Source organism: Paenibacillus sp. UNC499MF (assembly GCF_900107975.1).
GTDB lineage: Bacteria > Bacillota > Bacilli > Paenibacillales > NBRC-103111 > Paenibacillus_F.
Genome location: NZ_FNVF01000012.1, coordinates 143,414 through 161,948, shown reverse-complemented (window position 1 = coordinate 161,948; position 18,535 = coordinate 143,414). Strand labels below are relative to the sequence as shown.

Genomic DNA, 18,535 nt, shown 5'->3' with positions numbered 1-18,535 from the left:
AAGACGTGACCGGATTGATCGTTCACAGCGATCAAGGATTCCAGTACACGTCTCACGCGTATCACGACATGCTGCCAAAGGTTGGCGCCCGAATCAGCATGTCTAGGCGGGGCAATTGTTTAGACAATGCCTCCATGGAGAGCTTCTTCTCGCATCTCAAAACGGAAGGGCTCTATTTGTATAATATCCGAAGTCTTGATGAAGCACAAAAAAGAATTTCGGATTACATCCATTTTTACAACCATCATCGTCCACAGCGAAAGCTAAACAAGCTGACGCCGATGGAGTATCGACGCCAGCTTGCAGCCTAGGCTTTTTTCAATGTCCGTTAAATGGGGGCTTGACCACGCTGCGATCGGCAGGGTTTTTCAGCTTTCATCCGGCTTGCGGCGGTAAGGAGCGCCGCCACGGGCGGGTATGAACTGCGCTTCTTTGCCGAGCAGACGGGGAAGCTCGCCCAGAAATTTCTCCATCGTGATGGCGTCGGCGAAATTCCACTCGTCCGCTTCGACCGCGTACCAGCAGCCGCTGCGGACAGCGGGAAGCTCCGTCCAGAGAGGAGACCGCATGAGCCGGGCGGTGGCCCGGCGGGATTCCGGATCCGACGGGAGCAGCACAAATAGCCGGTCACCGGCATAATTTTTCATGTCTTCCGGCGAAAGTTCGAGATAAGAGAGGTTCTTATCGAGAAGTCCGCGCGTTTTGCCGGCCGGCCGGAAACCGTCCGGATGGAAGAGCATGGAGGAAAGGCCGATCGTGCCCATCACAAAAAAACGGCCCCTGGCAAATGTGAACACGGACGCGGTCTCTTCCGCCCGCAGGCAATTCTGCAGCCGGCTCCACATGGCGGAGGCTTTCTCCTCATAGCGGGCGAGCCAGGTTTCCGCTTCCCGGCGTCTGCCGAGAATTTCCCCCAGCAGCTTCATCCGCTCGCCAATGGGGGCGAAGGAATCGAACGTGAGCGTGGGGGCAATCGCGCGAAGGGTATCGTACTGCGACTCATCTTCGCTTGAGACGATGATGAGATCGGGCTTCAGCGCCTGGGTGAGAGCCGGGTTGATCGGAAATCCCAGGTCTTTGACCGGAGGTTGGAGACGGCCTGCCTGATTAATCCACGGATAGCCTCCGCCTATGGCTTCCACACCCAGGACGGCGAGATCCCCGAACGTTTCCCCGTGATAAATCACCCGGCGGGGGAGCGCGGGAATTTCGACTTCATGACCCGTCCAGTCTTTAAGCCGGGTCCTTTTTTGCAGAGACTGGCTGTATTGTCTCGGAGTGACGCCGGTAAGCTGCCGGAAGCGCCGGTTGAAGTAATATTCATCGGCAAAGCCTACCCGCCGAGCGATTTCCCGCAATGGGTCCCGTGTCGATCGCAGCCATTCCTTGGCTTTCTCGATTCTGAGCTCGTTCAGGAAATCCAGCGGCTTTTTGCCCGTCAGTTCCTGAAAAATCGTGCTGAACTGCCAGTGGGGAACCTGTGCCTGCTCAGCCAGAAACTTTACCGTAATCGGACGTCTGTAGTGCTCCCGGATGTAGCGGATGCTGTTCTCCACCGCATGTGCGCTGCTCGACGGTTCGGGGCTTTTCAAATTGTGCTCCAGCAGAAAACCCATCAGTTCCTGAAACTGCAGCTGCCGGTAAAAATGCTGTAATTCACCGGAGGGCTCGGACTCCGCGAGCAGTTCGGCAAAACGCTCGGCTTTCGCGAAAGGATAGACCGCCCATTCCACACGGCCCCGAATGAGCGGATTCAGGAACAAAGACGAATGTGAGCCGTCGCAAACGACGATTCGGCACGTGATGCGGTAGAACGTCAAGCACCGGTCGCTGTCCGTGCGGAGCCGGTATGAAGTCCCCGGCGGGATCATATAACATTTGTCGGGTGCACAGAAAAAAGTTTCATCTCCCGCTCTCAGCGTACCGGTACCGGCGCTAATGAGCAGAAGCGTATGGAGATCCGGTTTTTCGTCCGCATCGAATTCGGGTACCGAAACGGGGGCATACGTACCGGGTTCGATTTTTTCGGCAGCCTCGAATTGGAACAGCAGCGAACGTAAAGGAAGAGAGCCGGGATCGGAAGAAGGCATAAAATCACATCCTGTTTGATACTGATAATCATTATCAATTAAATACATTGTAACTAAAACAAAGAAGCATTTCAACAGATGTTGAAAGCTTCTTTTAAAATATGCCTCCGAGTATTGCTGCTGAGAAGAACGGTACATGTTAGTGAGATCTGTTTATTTTTTGAGCAGGTTCGGTATTTCGTTCAAAAGCCATTCTCTCGTAGCGGCGTCGCTGCCGGACTTGAGAATATCAAGCGTGTAGACGTTTCCGTTCTTCACGGCCGGAAGATCGAGCCAAATCCGGCTTTTCAGAAGTTCCTCCGTCGACTGCTGCGCTTCCTTGACTACCGGAGTCAGAATAAAGATGCGGTCACCGGCCACTTTGGGGAGAACCTCCGGCGAAATTTGCTTGAAACCGGCCTTTTCGTCCAGCACGGCCCGGATCGGCTGGGTCGGCAGAAATCCGTTCTTGTCGTAGAGAACCTGGGAGAGCCCCGTGCTTGCCATTACGAAGAGACGGTTGCCGGGATAATAGGTAAACACGGAAGCCGTTTCGCCCGGTTTGACTCCCGCGTCATGAAGAGTCTTCCACATCGCTTCCGAACGTGCATCGTAACCGGCCAGCCATTTCTCAGCCTCCGGCTTTTTGCCCAGAAGATCGCCGAGCTGAAGAAGCCGTTCTTTCAGAGGCAGGAACGTATTGAACATGAGCGTTGGAGCGATTTTGCTCAACTGCTCGTATTCTTTCTCGTCGGTACTTCCCGTGAGGATGAGATCAGGCCCCAGCTCCAGCACTTTCTCCAGATTGATGGGGGACCCGATATCCGTAATGTCTTTATGCTTGTCCGCATACACCGTGCCGTGGAGCCAGTTGGTTGCCGTTCCGATGGCCTGTACGCCCAGAGCGTCAAGGTCGCTGAATGTCTCCCCGTAAAAAATGACTTTCTTGGGGGCGGCCGGAATTTCGGCCGTATGCCCCTTGTAATCCGTAACTTTGCGGGGAGTGGAGGCGGATTTATCGGCAGCGGAGGCGGGGGAGCCCGTCGGATTTCCGGTATGTGTGCCTGCGGCATCACCGGATTTCTGTGATCCGGCGCCAGCGCACCCGCTTAATAAGGCGGCGCTTAGCAGGGTAGTGAAGAGCAAAGTTGAAACAGATCGTGCCAATTTCATGAGTCGGTCAGCCTCCATCAGTCTTATGTATCGATAATGATTCTCATTATCGGCTGTTGTTATCATAGCGTAGGCGGCTGCGGCCGGCAATGGACAAATCCACGGCACGGATTTTGATTTTGTACAAAAATTGGGCGAGTCCGGACCCGGGTACTTTCAAGTGCCTAGGGCGCATAGAAGTACCTATCGTACTTTAAAGTGCTTACTTCACGAAAGAGTAAGTAAGCCGCATAATAGGACATGCTACATCTTAGCCTAAACAACAGGAGGTCATCCGGAAATGACTGGAAGTCTGCAAGATACAATCACTCTTCACAACGGAGTTAACATGCCTTGGCTCGGTCTCGGCGTTTTTAAAGTAGAGGAAGGACCCGAATTGGTAGAAGCGGTTAAAACGGCTATCAAAAACGGGTACCGGAGTATCGATACGGCTGCCGTATACGGCAACGAGGAAGGGGTCGGCCAAGGAATCCGGGAGGGCCTTGCCGAAACGGGCCTATCACGCGAAGAAATTTTCGTCACTTCGAAGGTCTGGAATGCGGACCAGGGATATGAGGCTGCCCTAGAGGCATTTGAAGTCAGTCTGCGCAAGCTGGGCCTGGATTACCTGGATTTGTACCTGATCCACTGGCCGGTCCAAGGGAAATACAAAGACACGTGGCGCGCGCTTGAAGCGATCTACGAGTCGGGCAAAGCCCGGTCGATCGGAGTCAGCAACTTCCATGTCCATCATTTGCAGGATCTTCTGCAGGATGCGAAAATCAAACCGATGGTCAACCAGGTTGAATTCCACCCCCGCTTGACCCAGGAAGAGCTGCGCGCTTACTGCCGCGAGCAGGGAATCCAGTTTGAAGCGTGGTCTCCGCTTATGCAGGGCGGGCTGCTGGATAACGAGGTGCTGAAAACGATCGGAGACCGTTACGGCAAGTCCGTCGCGCAAGTTATTCTGAGATGGGATTTGCAGAACGGCGTCGTGACCATTCCGAAATCGACGAAAGAGCACCGCATTATCGAAAACGCAAGCGTGTTCGATTTCGAGCTGACGGCGGACGAAATGAGCCGGATCAGCGCCTTGAACGAAAACAAAAGAGTCGGTCCGGACCCGGACAACTTTGATTTCTAAAGATTGATTTACCTTTGAAAAAAGCGCTCCACTGCCGCCGGCCCGGGCTGAGTCATCCGGGCCGGTGCAGCGGCGCGCCATGATAAGCGTTGTCCTGAAGCCGTCCCCGGACGGCTTTTTTTGCATTTTCTGCTTCGGCCTGCCGGAAGCAATTTTTAGGTTCTATTAAGTTGCTTTTAAGATTCGTAAAGGATAATCAAGGAAAAATCCTGGAGGAAGCTATGTCTATACGCATGCGGCTGACTTTGTTATATTCGGGTATTCTTTCCGCGACACTGCTGCTGTTCGGAATCGTCCTGTACAGCTTTCTGCAAATCTATTTCATGAACGACCTTAAAGATTCGCTCAAAGAGCAGACGGAAGTCCTGCAGGAGAGTGTCACTTATAAGCTCAAAGTGGATCCGCTGGGTTCAAATCTGGACATACAGCTTGACCATGTCGATACCGTCCAGTCGGGCATGTTCCTGCAGCTCGTCAACTTGATCAACGGCGACAAGGCGAGGACGCCTAATTTGGGCCAGGTGGAGCTGCCTTTCTCCAAAGATGCCGCCGGTAAGAAGAAGGAGGGCTACTACATCACGGAAGATGTCCAGCAAACGCCCTTCCTTATCTACAACCAGCCGCTGCTGCTGAACGGGAAGCTCGTGGGCGTGCTGCAGTCCGCTTATAACATCGGCCTGATCGACAAATTTCTGTCTATACTCCGTCTGGTGCTGATACTGCTCTCCCTCGTGGTCGTCTGTACGGCTTCGTTTATGGGGTGGCTTTCTTCCAAGCGGGCGTTAAAGCCTGTATACGCCTTGATTGAAGCGACCCGCCAAATTCAGAAAAGCGACGATCTCGGCAACCGGATCGCCGTTAAACCTACGGGAGACGAGGTGAGCCTGCTGGGCTCGACCATCAACGGCATGCTGGAACGCATTCAGCACATGTACGGGGAACTGGACAAGTCGTATATGACCCAGCGGAGGTTTGTGGCAGACGCTTCTCACGAGCTGAGAACGCCGCTGACGACGATAAGCGGCAATGCGGAATTTTTACAAAAGGCGTGGCAGTCGTTCCGGCAGACACCGGAGCAGAGAATGGACCTGGACCGGCTCGACCTTTCCATTGAAGCTATTCACGATATTGCCGACGAGGCCAGCCGGATGGGCAGGCTCGTCCACAATCTGCTTACCTTGGCGCGTGCCGATTCGGGATTGCATCTGAGAAAAGACAGGCTGAGCATTAGCGCCGTCGTCCAGGATGTTGTCCGCAAATCCCAGGTACTGGCGAAATCCGCCGAGTTTCAAGCCGGGCCTTTGGACGAGGTTCAATCTTTGTTCGTTGTGGGCGACCGTGATTACCTGCAGCAGCTTCTCTTTATTTTTGTGGAAAATGCTTTCAAGTATACGGAAAACGGCATTGTCAGGTTCTACTCAAAGGCCGGGGAAGAATATGTGGAGCTTATCATCGAGGATACGGGTATCGGCATGGATGAGAAAGATATTCCCCATATCTTCGACAGATTTTACCGGGCCGATCCTTCTAGAGGCGAAACGCCGGGTACCGGACTCGGATTATCGATAGCGAAATGGATATTGGAAGAGCATTGCGGTACCGTCGATATTCAAAGCCGCCGGAACGAGGGCACGCGGTTTACGATCCGGCTTCCGGTCGTGCCTGCCGCTTATGAGGAAGCGGAAACGGGATCTTTAGGTACAGGTGTTTCCTCCCAGCCGGATAGGGAACAGGCACTTTAAAGAACCACAGGGAAAAGCCGCTGAATACAGCAGCTTTTGGGGGAAGGGACGGCAAAGATTTTAAGTAATTAACGGCGTTAATTAATATGGTTAATGTCATTAATTAAATCTGACTGTAGTCTGCTCCGGCCGTAGGCTTACATGAAGAGTTTCTTTGCCGGCAGTTCTTCAAGGCGCGGATTGTCCGCTGCCGGTTCGGACGATGCCCACAGCACCCACCAGATTAGAAGGGGCTGGAACAAAAGCCGAAGCCACAGCAGCGAAGGCGGCGTATACGATTGGGACGGCGCGGGAATGTGGTACAGGGCCGCGTAAATATTCGCCGGAAACACCAGCACGAGATAGACGGCGATGATCACTCCGGTCTTCCTGCGCAAGGAAGGCACAAGGAGCAGAACGGCAAGCACAAGCTCCAGGATGCCTGTCGCATAGATTATCGGAACCCGAAGGGGGACGAATTCCGGCAGCATACGGGCAAAGCCTTCGGCCTCTTTAAAATGATAGAAGCAAGCGCCGGCGAAAAAGACGGCGAACAGGAAGATTGCGATTCTTTTCGGCCATGAGGGGCGTGTTCGGTTCATAGCTCACCTTTCCTTGTCTCCCGTGGAGGGTTAACTGCGGTGAGCGTTACTTACCCGCGGCGGACCCGCAGGAATCACTCATACGACTGTTTGCGCGGCCGGTTCGCATTGAGCCGTTCCGGCCCGCGGCGTACCTGATTGTTTTCTCCTGCTGGAACTCTAAATCGGCTATACGCTTCCCGGCTCCATTCCTGCGGTATCGCTATCCGCCGGAATTTTTCCGTTCCTGAAGAACGAAGGGAATACAGAATTCAGCCGCAGGCACGAGCCGTCTCCCTATGTCCTTTTACTCCGCCACGTGCTGTTAGAAATGCCGCCGCCGGTTATGGTACAATCACGTAGCCGGGCGAGACGGCAAAATATACAAGCTGAACAGAGGTGTTCTATGCCGACTATGATACTCCTGAACGAACAAGTTAATTCTGAGATCCGGGCGAATATAGCGGGTATGGAAGAATACCCGGAAATTGAACGCCTGATGGTGGATACCGCAAAATGGCTGCGGAGCAAAGGATCGACCCAGTGGTCCGGACTGCTGTCCGGCAGTGACGATCACGATATGGCCGGCGCTCTGGAACGGGGAGAGGTTGTCGTGTTCAAGGGGACGGAAGGTACGCTCCTGGCCTGTGTAATTCTCCAGCAGGAACCCGCCGAGTGGGACCGCAATCTTTGGCGTCTGGACCCCGGAGAAACCGGGACCGCCGTTTACCTTCACCGTCTGGTCGTTGAACGCGGACAAGCGGGCCGAAGTTTGGGAAGAACGGTGATGGACTGGATCGGACGGGAAATGTCATTTCCGGGGAAAGACCGCATTCGTCTGGATTGCATCGCCGGCAATGAGACTTTGAACGCTTTTTACAAAAACTGCGGCTATACCTATATAGGCGAGTCCGGGGGATTCAGTCTGTACGAATTCATACTGCCTTAGCGCTGAGTATCCTCCGCTCCCGTTCCCGTCCTTGCAAAGGGCGGGATTTTTTTGTGGTATCGCTCTGCTGTTGAAACCTATTGACAAATGGAAAAATCTGTCTTAATCTAATATTGACTGAATTAATCAATCATAAATCAATTATCCAAGTAATAACCGCTTTAGTGGCAGAAAATTTTTTATATGGAAATTGACTGAATAAATCAATCAAAAGAAGGAGCGTATTAGATGAACACACCTGACAACGGTAATCGCGAAAAAAGAAAAGCGCTTGTAATCGGAGGGAGCATAGGCGGATTATTGGCCGCCAGGGTGCTCGCGGATTTTTATGAAGAGGTGCTCGTTATCGACAAAGACGAATTTCCACTGGAGCCCGCCGATCGTTCCGGCACGCCTCACGGTTATCATCCGCATCGTTTTACGCAGCGCGGAAAGACGATTTTCGAGCGTTATTTTCCCGGCTATGAGGAGGATCTGCTTCAGCTGGGCGCGCTTTCTTCTCTGAACAAAACCGTGACGAACACGAACGAGTACGGAACGATCAGCGGGCCCTATCCGCGCAGTGATATCAAGTTCACAAGAGCGCTTCTGGAATGGGTCATCCGGGAACGGGTGAAACGCATCCCGAATGTGTCTTTACTTCCGGGTCATGAGGCCGTTCGGCTTATGAGCACGCCGGACCGGAAGAAAGTGACGGGAGCGGTTGTCCGCGGCAGAAGCAGAAGCGGAGAAGAGAAACCGTATCCGGCGGATCTCGTTATCGATACTGGCGGCAGGCTGTCCGGTCTGACGAAATGGCTGGAATTTATGGGGCTGAAGGTGCCCCCTTCCGATTACCTGAACGTGGACCTCGGATACAGTACCCGCAGGTACAAGGTACCGGCCGGCAAGGAGCATCTCATCCAGGAATGGGATGTGATTAATATCGCCGGGCAGCCGGCTAGAGGTACATTTACGGGCGTGCTGTCTTTTATCGAAAACAACCGGGCGGAAATGCTGTTGTACCGTCCGGGAGGACAATACCCGCCTACGAGAGATGACGAATATGAAAAAGCCGCCGCCGCGCTCCCCGGCTCCGCCCTCGCCGAAATTCTCGGAGAACTGGAGCCGGCCGCTTCTCCGAGAGGATTCCGCGTGCCGCAGCTGTACCGCCGGCATTTCGAGCAGATGACGGATTGGCCCGCGGGCCTGCTTGTTCTCGGCGACGCTTTCTGCATCTACGATCCGATCTTCGGACAAGGGATGACGGTGGCGGCCATCGAAGCGGAGGCTCTGGAAGCCTGTCTGCGGAAGCAGATTCTGGAGCCGGCCCCTTCTCCGGAGTTCGAACGCAGTGTGCTGCGCCGTCTCCAGGACGTTATCGAGCCTGCCTGGTGGTTAAACTGCGCGGCCGATCTCCGCTGGGAGGGCGTCTCGTATTCGGGTGCCGTTCCCCTGATGGGTATCGAATTCGGCCGGAGATATATGAACCTGGTGCTGAAATATGCGACCGGTGAAAAGAATATGAAATTTTTCGGCCTGTACTGGGCCGTCAATACGCTTTCCCTGCCTCCGGATCACCTGTTCCAGCCGGATCTGGTTCGCGAGGTGCTTTCTTCCTCCGGTGAGGGCAGGGCGCTGCTTGACGAGCTTCTTCGAGAAGGGAGCGGCTGCCTGTCCGCGGCTCTTGGGAAGATCGTCCCGGCGTTTTCCGAAACGGCTTACGAAACGGTCTGAAAGGATGATATAATTTGGGCATCAGCACGTGAAGTGGAGGATTACTGTGGCACCATTAAACGACCAGCAGTTGAATCAGATACGGGATGAACGCAGAATACAAATCATGGGGGCCGCCCTCAAGGTTTTTGCGAGAAGGGGAATTATCGGTACGAAAATGAGCATGATCGCCGCGGAGGCGGGAATCAGCCACGGCCTGCTCTATCATTATTTTGCTTCGAAGGAAGAATTGTTTACCACGCTCGTCCAAGGCGCCATGGAAGCTTCACAGGAAGCGATGAAGGAAGTTTGCCGGATTCCGGGTACGCCGCTTGATAAAATCCGCAAATTATCCGAAGAGATGCTCGATAAGAGCGGGGCGCCTTATTTTATGCTCATTCACCAGGCGCGGACCTCGGAGGGAGTGCCGGACAAAGTCAATCAGCTCATGCGGGAATATTCCATGGCAACGTACGTGGAGACGCTGCTGCCGCTGTTCCGTGAAGGACAAGAGCGGGGCGAGCTGGAAGCGGGCGATACGGAGGAAATGATCGCTTCTTATATTTCCGTCTTGTCGGGACTTATGGTAATCTCTGCGGACGGCAGCGGCGATTACCGGATTCCCCGGGTAGATTGTCTGCTCAGGATGATCACGAAAAGGTAGCACAGCAACGCCGGCTGCCGCGCTTCTGCGTATTCATGCAAATGCCTGCAGTTCGCCTCTCCTTGCCGGCCGTCCAGTTACAGCGGAGCGCCTGATTTCATGCCATGCCTCTTAGGGAGACGGCTGCCGAAGGCGCACGTTTTATAAAAAAAAGCCTCTCGTCCGGAAAACCGGCGGGAGCTTTTTTGGTGCAGTTCCTTTTTACGGTGCCGGGGACAGGAATAAATTAACAATATCTTAATACCTGCACAAGAGGTATAGGGCACGAGAGAGCCGAATATGTTGGGAGTAAGGAGGCCTGCCTGCTTCAAAAGTTAAAGCGCTTTAACTTTATTACAATTTTAAGGAGGAATTTGTTTGCAAAAGAACCAACCGGTATCCGTAGGAAAACGGGTGAAATCACGTCTGCTTACCGCACTGAGCCTTACTTTAACGAGCACGATTTTGTTCACGTCCGCTGCTTTTCCCGTAAAAGCTTCCGCTGACGCAAATCAGGCACAGGGTGAAGCCTATGCGGAAGCTGCGGCGAGCTCCCCCGATGACAATTTCTCACCGTCTACTCTGCAGTTTCTGAAATCGAAGACGGGCCTGGACGGCGAACAGTGGGACAACATTATGAAGCTGGTGAACAAAGCCGAACAAGATTCATTGAAATGGACCGGGTACTACGGGTACTGTGAAGACATAGACGATGACCGTGGTTACACGATCGGTATTTTCGGAGCGACGACTGGCGGTACCAACGATACGGGCCCGGACGGACCTGCGCTGTTCAAGGAATATGATGCCGTAAAAGGAGCTTCAAACCCTTCCGTGGAAGGCGGCCTTGCCCGGATCGGAGCCCACGGTTCCATGAAGGGATCGATCCTGAAAATTACCGACAGCGAGAAGGTATTCTGCGGTAAAATCAAAAATCTGCAAAACGATGCGGCATGGAGAGAAGCCATGTGGCACACGTTCTATAACGTGTATATCAAATACAGTGTCGATCAGGCGCGCAAGCGCGGTTTTAATTCGGCCTTGACGATCGGTTCTTTTGTGGACACGGCTTTGAATCAGGGGGCCCAGGGAGATTCGGGAAGTCTGGAAGGCATCCTGGCCAAATCCGGAAACAGCACGAACGAGAAAACGTTTATGACGAATTTCTACGCCAAACGTACGCTGGTGGTGGATACGAACGAATACAACCAGCCTCCCAACGGCAAAAACCGGGTGAAGCAGTGGAGCTCGCTGCTGGGCATGGGAGAAACGGATTTGAAAAATGCGGATGCGGCGGTTAAAAAAGTGACGGGGTGGACGATGGAGTAAATGTAGAGCGAATAACCCGGAAAGCCGGGGATGCAGCGGGGGAAGCGATGCACGGGAACTTGCCGGTGTTCGCAGATCCCTGTCGGCTATGCGGCACTTGTGCAGCAAACGAACGGGCATCAGCCGTACAATCAGGCAACCGGGGCTGTGTATAAAAGCCGGGCCTGGAGATTAGGTTCCATTCGGAACCGGGTCTCCGGGCTTTTTTAATGCGGCTGCGAGCAGATGGCCTCAGTTATGCGGCGCCGCACCGCACGCTGCGCAGCGTGAATGTTCTGTAAGCGCTCGGCATGCGGACATGCAGGGCCGCGGGACCCCGGCATGCTGGGCAGTTACGGGGGCAGTCGAACAGCCGGAGCGCCGGCAGGTTCTCTTTCCGCACCGGGCGAAGCTCCCGGCGCACGGTGTTCGGCGTCACATGACGGTGGTCAACCACCCTCTGTCAGGTTCAGCCGAAAAATCCGATAAGCATGATTCCGGCGGTTATCACCAGGGCGCTTGCGATCCTCAGCGTACCCTGTTTTTCCTTCAGCACGAAAATGCCGAGCAGGGTGGCGAACACGGTTCCGATTTCGCGGACGGGCGACACATGTGCGACCGGCGCATAGGCGAGCGCAAGCAAAAACAGCAAATAGGAGCCGGTATTCAAGATGGCGCCGAGCGCAATTCGTTTCCCGTTGAGCTTCCATTCGGCGGTGAGCTGCCGGGACGCGAGAACCGTCGGAGTTAATCCGGCCGCGAAGCCGAGGCTGGTTACCTCGAGCAGGGTTAGAGCGGATACGTGCTGCAAATTGATTTTGTCCACGAGCACATAGGCAGTCGTACACAAGCCGACGCCCAAGGCCATCAGCACGGGAGCAAGCGAAAATCCTTCTCCGCGTATGGCGGATCGGCGCGTCGGAAGACCGCTCAGCATAACGAAGCCGAGAATCATGCAGAGAAGACCGATCCAGCCGGGACCGGACAGAGATTCCCCCAGAAATACGACGCCGAACGCCGGAATAAGCAGGGTGTTGGTGCCTCTCATGATCGGATACACTTGGGACAAATCCCCCATCTGATAAGTGCGTGACAGGAGAAGTCCGTAGACGGCCTGAAGCCCGGCAGAGGCCAGAAGCAGAAGCCAGGCGCCGGTATCAAGCGATGCGGTCGATATTTCCCGGATGAACGGAGGAAAAAGTGCAACGGCTGCGATCATGGAGATGGACCATAAAAAAACGCTTTTGTTGCGGCTGCTCTTCGCGAACAGACTCCAGACAGAATGAGTGAGGCCGGAAAGCACAACGAGTATAAAAGCAAGCAGTATCATACAATCATCTCCATAGCTGTCATCTGCCCGGAGATTTTGATTTTTAATCACAGAGCCGATGTTGTTTGTTTGATGTATTATGAATATTGATGTGGATTTAAGTGTAATTGTATGCTTGAGTATCGGAGCTGTCAATGTGAAAACAGAATTTTTTATTAAGCCTTCGTTCTTCGATCCTGCTGTGGAGTACAGACTACTCGTGATGAGGGCGGGACGCATCGGAAAGTTGACAGAAGGCATAGCTGCTTTTAAACTGAGGTAAAACAACAACATTCAACATGAATTAGGGAAAAATTGTTACCGGAGGCCGTTTATGTCCTTAACTTATGAAGACAGAAGGAGTACGATTTTAAAACAGCTGGAAATGGAAGGAAAGGTTCAGGTTCATCTGCTTTCCGCCGAATTTAACGTGTCTACGGAAACGGTGCGCAGAGATTTGGATCGCCTGGAAAAAGAAGGCAGGCTGCGCAAAGTATACGGCGGCGCCGTAAAAGTGCGATCCGACCGGATCGAGCCGCCGTTTCTTAAGCGTGCGCAAATGATGCGCGATGAGAAAGCCTCCGTCGGCAAGCTTGCGGCTTCCCTGATCCGGGACGGCGAAACCGTCATACTGGATAACGGAACAACGACGCTCGAAATTTTGCGTCATCTCGGGAATCGCCCCGACGTGACGCTGATTACGCATTCCGTGCCGGTGTTGACGGCCGCGATGGATATGTTTGCGGGCAAAATCATTTTTGCCGGAGGTGAAATCAACCGGCATTATCAGGCTGCGACGGGCGCTTTGACGGATCGGCTGCTTGATCAGTTTAAGGTAAACAAGGCGTTTATCTCGGTTGGAGGGATTTCGCTGGTTGACGGGATAACCGATTATCATTTGGATGAAGCTCTTCTTTCGCAGAAAATTATGCAGCGGGCGGAAGAATCCATTCTCGTTGCCGACCATACAAAATTCGGCGTAACGACATTTGCCCGCGTGGCCAAGCTGGAGGAATTTTCGATGGTGATCACCGATTCGGGCTGCCCGCGGGATTGGATCGACAGTGTCGAGGCGCTCGGCATCGAAATGCGGATAAGTCCATAAGAAGAAGCACGAATACAGGGCGGACGGGGAAACCGTGCCTGCCAAAGACAGGAGCCGATGAGTTCCTGTCTTTTTTGGTCTTCCGGGTCAATTTGCACGGTTATGCCGCAACCCGGTGTGACATAAACGAGCGGACATTTTCCGCGCAATAGGATCAGGCGGGTTTCCGCCCTGTGGGACGCCTCCGCCGTCGTGCGCCGCATTATCCTGGGCTGGAAATATCGGCGGCGCGGAAAAGCAGAGAAGCAGGGCTTCTGTGGACGGGGTAGGCTCGGGAACTAGTCGGTCATACGGCTTGTTCCGCCGCTTGGGCCGCTCTTTTCTTCGCCAGAGGAGGAAGCACGAGCAGGTAAAACAAGCCCAACGCCAGTTCGGCGGCTCCCACGACGTAAAAAATGGACTCGATAGAGAGCTGTGCGGGAAAAGCGTAGGCAATCCATGCCTGCATAGCTGTGAACGTCAGCATCATAATCGGCTGAATGAGCGCCTGGACCCGGCCCATCATGCGGTCTTCGGTCACCTGGGCGAGCCAGCCGAAGAAAGCGACGTTGCAGAGGGGGATGGATAACGCGTACAGCAGATAGAGAGCCATGAACGTGACCGTATCCTCCGCCAGCGCCTGCAGGAAGTGGGTAACGGCGCCCAGGAAGAAGCTGGCGATAATCATGCCGTACAGCGGGATTTTTTTGGCCAGCCGGACGGAAACGATACTGCCGAACAGCATGCCGGCGCCGAGTACGGCAGTCATCCCGATCTGCAGTGATTCGTAAGTATCCGGGGCCAGCTTGTATTTGAGGCTGAACAGGTACATGACGCTGCCGCCTCCGTTTGCCAGTCCGAGAATAAGAATGCCGGCCAGCAGTGATAGCACGATGGAGTGACGCCGGACGTAAAGGAGCCCGCTGGTGAAATCTTCGCCTACCTGTTTGAGTTTAAGCATTCGCAAGGAAGCGGGTCCGTTAGGCTGCCGCGCTTCTTGAGAAATATTGCACCGCACGATAAGCAGAGCCGAGACGGCAAAGCTTGCCGCATCAATCGCGACGGACCCGAGAATGCCGGAGTACCAATAGCTTACGGCCCCCAGACTGGTACCTAGCAAAACGAAGGCACTCATCAGCATCTGGTTCATGCCCATGGCCTCCGGCATTTGCGCGGGTTGAAGCACGCCGCGTACCAACGCCGCATTCGCGGGTTGAAACATTTTGCTGACGGCGCTCCGGATAAACAAGAGGGCGAAAACGAGAGGCATCCAGCCCCACACGATTGCCCCGAGCAGAAGCAGGCTCAGCACGGCGTTGACGGCATCGCAGCTTACCGCGATTTTTTGGCGGTCGAACCGGTCCGCCGCGACGCCGGTCAGGAAGAAGAGGAACAGGGTGGGAAGGGAATACATCATCTCCGTTACCGTCGCATAAACGGGCTGATTGCCGAATTTGTCCAGCATATAGAAAGCGAAGGCCGTGAGCCCGGTAACCGAGCCGATCTGCGACAGAAGCTGTGCCCCGAAAAGATAGGCATAATTGCGGTTTTTGAACAAACCGAGCAGGGTATGCGTTTGCATATGCGGGCTCCTTTTTTTTCCAGAATGAGTGATAGTTATAAAATAGCATATAGTGTTCAATGAAACAAGAACTAAAAATATAAGTCTGCAAAACAAAAACAACTTTATATTCGTTTAATTCCATAACCGTTAGGATAAGTCTGCCGGATATGGTAATCTATTCGTATCGAAGTTCGCGAGAGGGGTTTGAAGAATATGACCTACGAGATCGAAACCGCATTCTCACCGGTTCACGAGTGTCTGCTCAGCTTTCTTTTATATAAAAGAAGGCAGAACATTAAATATTTGTACGTCGGACCTTCCTGGCATCGGCAAGTTCGGGATATTATGGAACCTTCTTATCTCGAAAAGCTGGACGCGCTGGACGATCTTACGTTCGTCGATCTGCTCTCGGTGCTGGTAGATCAGTGCCCGGACGCGGCTTCTATGGATATCTTCCTGGAATGGGTAAGTGCGCTTTCGGCGGGAGAGCTGTACGAGCGGCTCGCATCCTATATGGCGGACGGCAAAAATCCCGTTTGGCTCCATTTGGGGGAACAAAGAGATCTGTTCACGGAGTTGCTCGCTGTCTGGCAGGAGAAGTATATGGCCCGGTGGACGGGCATGGATGCTTTAAGAAAAGGAGCTCGGGAGGTAGAAGAGGAGGTGCGCACAGGCAAAAAAGCGGAGGATATCGTGGAGACTTTCGTGACCGGAATGCGTATCGAACTCACCGCGATCCGTAAAGTTCATCTCATCCCGGCGTATCATTTCCGGCCTCTGAACACGTTTGCCGTCCTTAAAGACAAAATCAATGTTTTGTATCCTCATGATATTGAGAAGCCCGATATCTTTACGGTTTCCGCTGCCGCGAAAGCTTTGTCCGACGAAAAAAGACTGGAGATTTTGAAGCTTTTGTCCGTTGAAAGAAGATCGTTCACAGACATAACGAAAGCGGTCGGCGGGGCAAAAGGGAATGTCCACCACCACCTCATGACCCTCCGCATGGCGGGGCTTGTCAGTGTTCATCTTACCGACGATGCCACTTTCCTGGCCTTACGTCCGGGGTTGTCGGAGAGATTGAAATATCAGCTCGATTCTATTTTGCAAGTTTAAAACGTTAGCCCGCCGTATGACACGTAAACCGGTCAAAAAAGAAGCTTCAGAAGCGGGCGGCCGAAAAAAAGCCCTTTTTTCAAGTCAAAATGACCTGCAATGCGCGATTTTACGCCTATATCTTCCGCCATCGCCGCCTTAAGGTGGCTATACTTAATTTGCTAAGGCCGCAATGGCTGAACAGTTTCATACACTGCGTACCCATACCGCCGGAATGTCTCGTTCCCGCGGTTTTTTGATCCCGAATTTTTTGTTTTTAATTGGATATCCCGGCGTTAAAAATAAAATAATAACCTGAAAAGCGGGACATACGCTGTGAAGCAAAGACGTTCAGGGCAGAAGAAAATGGAGAGGAAGTATCGCCATGGTCGGTAAATTTAAAAGACTGCTAATCGGACGTCCCATGAAAAGCGCGGAGATTGAAGGAGAGAAGCTTAACAAGCTGAAGGCACTTGCCGTCCTGTCTTCCGACGCGCTTTCCTCCGTCGCGTATGGGACAGAGCAAATTCTGATCGTTCTGATGGCCGCGGGCTTTACGGCACTTTGGTATTCGGTTCCCATTTCACTCGGGGTACTCGGTCTGCTGCTTATTCTCATCTTGTCCTACCGGCAGACCATCTTTGCCTATCCTACGGGGGGCGGCGCCTATATCGTCGCGAAAAACAATCTCGGCGTTCATACCGGCCTGCTGGCCGGGGGCTCGCTGCTCGTGGATTACATCCTCACGGTGGCCGTGAGTTCTTCCGCGGGAACCGATGCCATTACGTCGGCGTTTCCGTCCCTGCACGATCACCGGGTGCTGATCGCTCTGACGATGATCCTTTTTCTGACGATCATGAACTTGAGGGGCATCACGGAATCCGCGTCGGTGCTTGCTCTGCCAGTCTATTTATTCGTCATTTCAATCTTTGTGCTGATCGTTTCCGGCGTGGTCAAATACTTCACCGGCGGCGTTCATGCCGCTGTTCCCGAAATGAGTACGACCGTATCGAATATCAGCCTGTTTCTGATCTTGAAAGCCTTCAGTTCGGGCTGTTCGGCGCTGACCGGGGTTGAAGCGGTCTCCAACGCCATCCCGAACTTCAAAAAACCGGCCGAGCGCAACGCGGCGGCGACGCTGGTCATGATGGGCACGATTCTCGGTGCCATGTTCATCGGAATCAGCCTTCTCGCGTACTGGTACGGCATTGCTCCGAGCGAGAAAGAAACCGTCGTCTCGCAAATCGCGAACGCGACCTTCGGACGCGGATTTATCTATTATTTTATTCAGGGCGTTACGGCGCTGATCTTGTTTCTGGCCGCCAATACGGCGTATTCGGCTTTTCCGCTGCTTGCTTTTATGCTGGCTAAGGATAAATTCATGCCCCGGATGTTTATGGTCCGCGGCGACCGTCTCGGGTTTTCGAACGGGATCATCAATCTGGGCGTCTTGTCGGCTCTGCTCGTTATCGTGTTCAACGGCGACACCGAGAACCTGATCCCTCTGTACGCTCTGGGGGTCTTCATCCCCTTCACGCTTTCCCAGCTCGGAATGATGGTCCGCTGGATGAAGCTTAGACCTTCCGGCTGGCTCGGCCGGTTTATCGTCAACACGATCGGCATGCTGACGACATTGACGATTTCCCTGATTTTTGTATTCACGAAGTTCAGCCAGATCTGGATGGTGTTTTTCTTTCTGCCGCTGGTCATCTTTATTTTTATCCAGACCAAACGGCATTACGAAAATACGGCCGATCAGCTCCGCATCGACCTTTCACGCGACAAACCGCTGATCAAAGGCAACACGATTGTCGTCCCGATCGCCGGAATCACTCAAGTCGTGAAGCAATCGCTCGGCTACGCCAAATCCGTTACGGATAACGTGGTGGCCGTCTATGTCGGTTTTAACGATGAAGATATCGAGCGCATGGAGAAGAAGTGGGCGGAATGGGACCCGGGCGTGCGGCTGATCGTACTTCGTTCGAGTTATCGCAGCATTATCCGGCCGCTCCTCAAGTTTGTCGATACGGTGGAGTGGAAAACGGCGGAAACCGACCATATTACCGTGCTGATTCCGCAGTTTATCACGAAACACTGGTGGCAGCACATTCTGCATAACCAGACCAGTCTGCTGCTCAGAGCTTACCTGTTTAACCGCAAAGATGTGGTCATTTCAACGGTTCCTTACCATTTGAACAAGTAAGAAATTGCTCGAAAAATCCGC

General features: G+C 53.4%; 15 protein-coding genes. 10 read left to right on the top strand and 5 right to left on the bottom strand.

Going from position 1 to position 18,535, the window contains the following annotated elements:
* Nucleotides 1-311: IS3 family transposase (locus C4S74_RS20925; RefSeq protein ID WP_146065516.1), on the top strand; the 311-nt coding region annotated here is incomplete at its 5' end.
* Between the two features lie 57 nt (nucleotides 312-368).
* Here C4S74_RS20925 and C4S74_RS20920 read toward each other — a convergent pair.
* Entirely contained in the window at nucleotides 369-2,090 is a 1,722-nt protein-coding gene (locus tag C4S74_RS20920) for an AraC family transcriptional regulator (protein ID WP_103997280.1), read from the bottom strand.
* Between the two features lie 153 nt (nucleotides 2,091-2,243).
* Complete coding sequence (locus C4S74_RS20915; protein ID WP_103997279.1) at nucleotides 2,244-3,242, bottom strand: ABC transporter substrate-binding protein; 999 nt, start codon at nucleotides 3,240-3,242, stop codon at nucleotides 2,244-2,246.
* Between the two features lie 280 nt (nucleotides 3,243-3,522).
* Between C4S74_RS20915 and C4S74_RS20910 the strand changes: the two genes are divergently transcribed.
* Together C4S74_RS20910 and C4S74_RS20905 are read left to right on the top strand one after the other, a co-directional pair.
* A complete protein-coding gene (locus C4S74_RS20910; RefSeq protein ID WP_103997278.1) occupies nucleotides 3,523-4,365 on the top strand; it encodes an aldo/keto reductase in 843 nt (280 codons plus the stop codon).
* A gap of 221 nt (nucleotides 4,366-4,586) precedes the next feature.
* Nucleotides 4,587-6,107 (top strand): cell wall metabolism sensor histidine kinase WalK, encoded by a 1,521-nt coding sequence (locus C4S74_RS20905; protein ID WP_258042562.1) that lies wholly within the window; start codon nucleotides 4,587-4,589, stop codon nucleotides 6,105-6,107.
* 137 nt (nucleotides 6,108-6,244) lie between these two features.
* Here C4S74_RS20905 and C4S74_RS20900 read toward each other — a convergent pair whose 3' ends face one another.
* Complete coding sequence (locus tag C4S74_RS20900) at nucleotides 6,245-6,688, bottom strand: hypothetical protein (protein ID WP_103997277.1); 444 nt, start codon at nucleotides 6,686-6,688, stop codon at nucleotides 6,245-6,247.
* Between the two features lie 385 nt (nucleotides 6,689-7,073).
* On the opposite strand from C4S74_RS20900, the gene C4S74_RS20895 reads away from it, so the two are divergent.
* From C4S74_RS20895 to C4S74_RS20880, 4 genes are all read left to right on the top strand, one after another.
* Nucleotides 7,074-7,616, top strand: coding sequence for an N-acetyltransferase (locus C4S74_RS20895; RefSeq protein ID WP_103997276.1), 543 nt, complete (start codon nucleotides 7,074-7,076; stop codon nucleotides 7,614-7,616).
* 228 nt (nucleotides 7,617-7,844) lie between these two features.
* Entirely contained in the window at nucleotides 7,845-9,332 is a 1,488-nt protein-coding gene (locus C4S74_RS20890; RefSeq protein WP_103997275.1) for an NAD(P)/FAD-dependent oxidoreductase, read from the top strand.
* A 46-nt stretch (nucleotides 9,333-9,378) separates the two neighbouring features.
* Entirely contained in the window at nucleotides 9,379-9,975 is a 597-nt protein-coding gene (locus C4S74_RS20885) for a TetR/AcrR family transcriptional regulator (protein WP_103997274.1), read from the top strand.
* A 357-nt stretch (nucleotides 9,976-10,332) separates the two neighbouring features.
* Complete coding sequence (locus tag C4S74_RS20880) at nucleotides 10,333-11,283, top strand: chitosanase (RefSeq protein WP_103997273.1); 951 nt, start codon at nucleotides 10,333-10,335, stop codon at nucleotides 11,281-11,283.
* Between the two features lie 448 nt (nucleotides 11,284-11,731).
* Here the strand turns inward: C4S74_RS20880 and C4S74_RS20875 are convergent, their stop codons facing one another.
* A complete protein-coding gene (locus C4S74_RS20875; RefSeq protein WP_103997272.1) occupies nucleotides 11,732-12,592 on the bottom strand; it encodes a DMT family transporter in 861 nt (286 codons plus the stop codon).
* A 313-nt stretch (nucleotides 12,593-12,905) separates the two neighbouring features.
* Between C4S74_RS20875 and C4S74_RS20870 the strand changes: the two genes are divergently transcribed.
* Complete coding sequence (locus C4S74_RS20870; protein ID WP_103997271.1) at nucleotides 12,906-13,676, top strand: DeoR/GlpR family DNA-binding transcription regulator; 771 nt, start codon at nucleotides 12,906-12,908, stop codon at nucleotides 13,674-13,676.
* Nucleotides 13,677-13,962: 286 nt separating this feature from the next.
* Here the strand turns inward: C4S74_RS20870 and C4S74_RS20865 are convergent, their stop codons facing one another.
* Nucleotides 13,963-15,237, bottom strand: a complete 1,275-nt coding sequence (locus C4S74_RS20865; protein ID WP_103997270.1) for an MFS transporter — start codon at nucleotides 15,235-15,237, stop codon at nucleotides 13,963-13,965.
* Between the two features lie 195 nt (nucleotides 15,238-15,432).
* Here C4S74_RS20865 and C4S74_RS20860 point away from each other — a divergent pair, with 195 nt between their 5' ends.
* Both C4S74_RS20860 and C4S74_RS20855 read left to right on the top strand, forming a co-directional pair.
* Nucleotides 15,433-16,332 carry a helix-turn-helix transcriptional regulator gene (locus tag C4S74_RS20860; RefSeq protein WP_103997269.1) on the top strand — a complete coding sequence of 300 codons (900 nt, stop codon included), beginning with the start codon at nucleotides 15,433-15,435 and terminating at the stop codon, nucleotides 16,330-16,332.
* Between the two features lie 364 nt (nucleotides 16,333-16,696).
* The gene (locus C4S74_RS20855) at nucleotides 16,697-18,514 is read left to right on the top strand and encodes an APC family permease (RefSeq protein WP_103997268.1); all 1,818 of its coding nucleotides are present in this window, start codon (nucleotides 16,697-16,699) and stop codon (nucleotides 18,512-18,514) included.
* Nucleotides 18,515-18,535: the final 21 nt, after the last annotated feature.

Excerpts from the sequence above, each read along its gene's own strand:
- C4S74_RS20870 (WP_103997271.1), top strand. The coding sequence starts at position 12,906 with ATGTCCTTAACTTATGAAGACAGAAGGAGTACGATTTTAAAACAGCTG.
- C4S74_RS20860 (WP_103997269.1), top strand. The coding sequence starts at position 15,433 with ATGACCTACGAGATCGAAACCGCATTCTCACCGGTTCACGAGTGTCTG.
- C4S74_RS20895 (WP_103997276.1), top strand. The coding sequence starts at position 7,074 with ATGCCGACTATGATACTCCTGAACGAACAAGTTAATTCTGAGATCCGG.
- C4S74_RS20900 (WP_103997277.1), bottom strand. The coding sequence starts at position 6,688 with ATGAACCGAACACGCCCCTCATGGCCGAAAAGAATCGCAATCTTCCTG.
- C4S74_RS20855 (WP_103997268.1), top strand. The coding sequence starts at position 16,697 with ATGGTCGGTAAATTTAAAAGACTGCTAATCGGACGTCCCATGAAAAGC.
- C4S74_RS20920 (WP_103997280.1), bottom strand. The coding sequence starts at position 2,090 with ATGCCTTCTTCCGATCCCGGCTCTCTTCCTTTACGTTCGCTGCTGTTC.
- C4S74_RS20910 (WP_103997278.1), top strand. The coding sequence starts at position 3,523 with ATGACTGGAAGTCTGCAAGATACAATCACTCTTCACAACGGAGTTAAC.
- C4S74_RS20915 (WP_103997279.1), bottom strand. The coding sequence starts at position 3,242 with ATGAAATTGGCACGATCTGTTTCAACTTTGCTCTTCACTACCCTGCTA.
- C4S74_RS20865 (WP_103997270.1), bottom strand. The coding sequence starts at position 15,237 with ATGCAAACGCATACCCTGCTCGGTTTGTTCAAAAACCGCAATTATGCC.
- C4S74_RS20875 (WP_103997272.1), bottom strand. The coding sequence starts at position 12,592 with ATGATACTGCTTGCTTTTATACTCGTTGTGCTTTCCGGCCTCACTCAT.
- C4S74_RS20890 (WP_103997275.1), top strand. The coding sequence starts at position 7,845 with ATGAACACACCTGACAACGGTAATCGCGAAAAAAGAAAAGCGCTTGTA.
- C4S74_RS20905 (WP_258042562.1), top strand. The coding sequence starts at position 4,587 with ATGTCTATACGCATGCGGCTGACTTTGTTATATTCGGGTATTCTTTCC.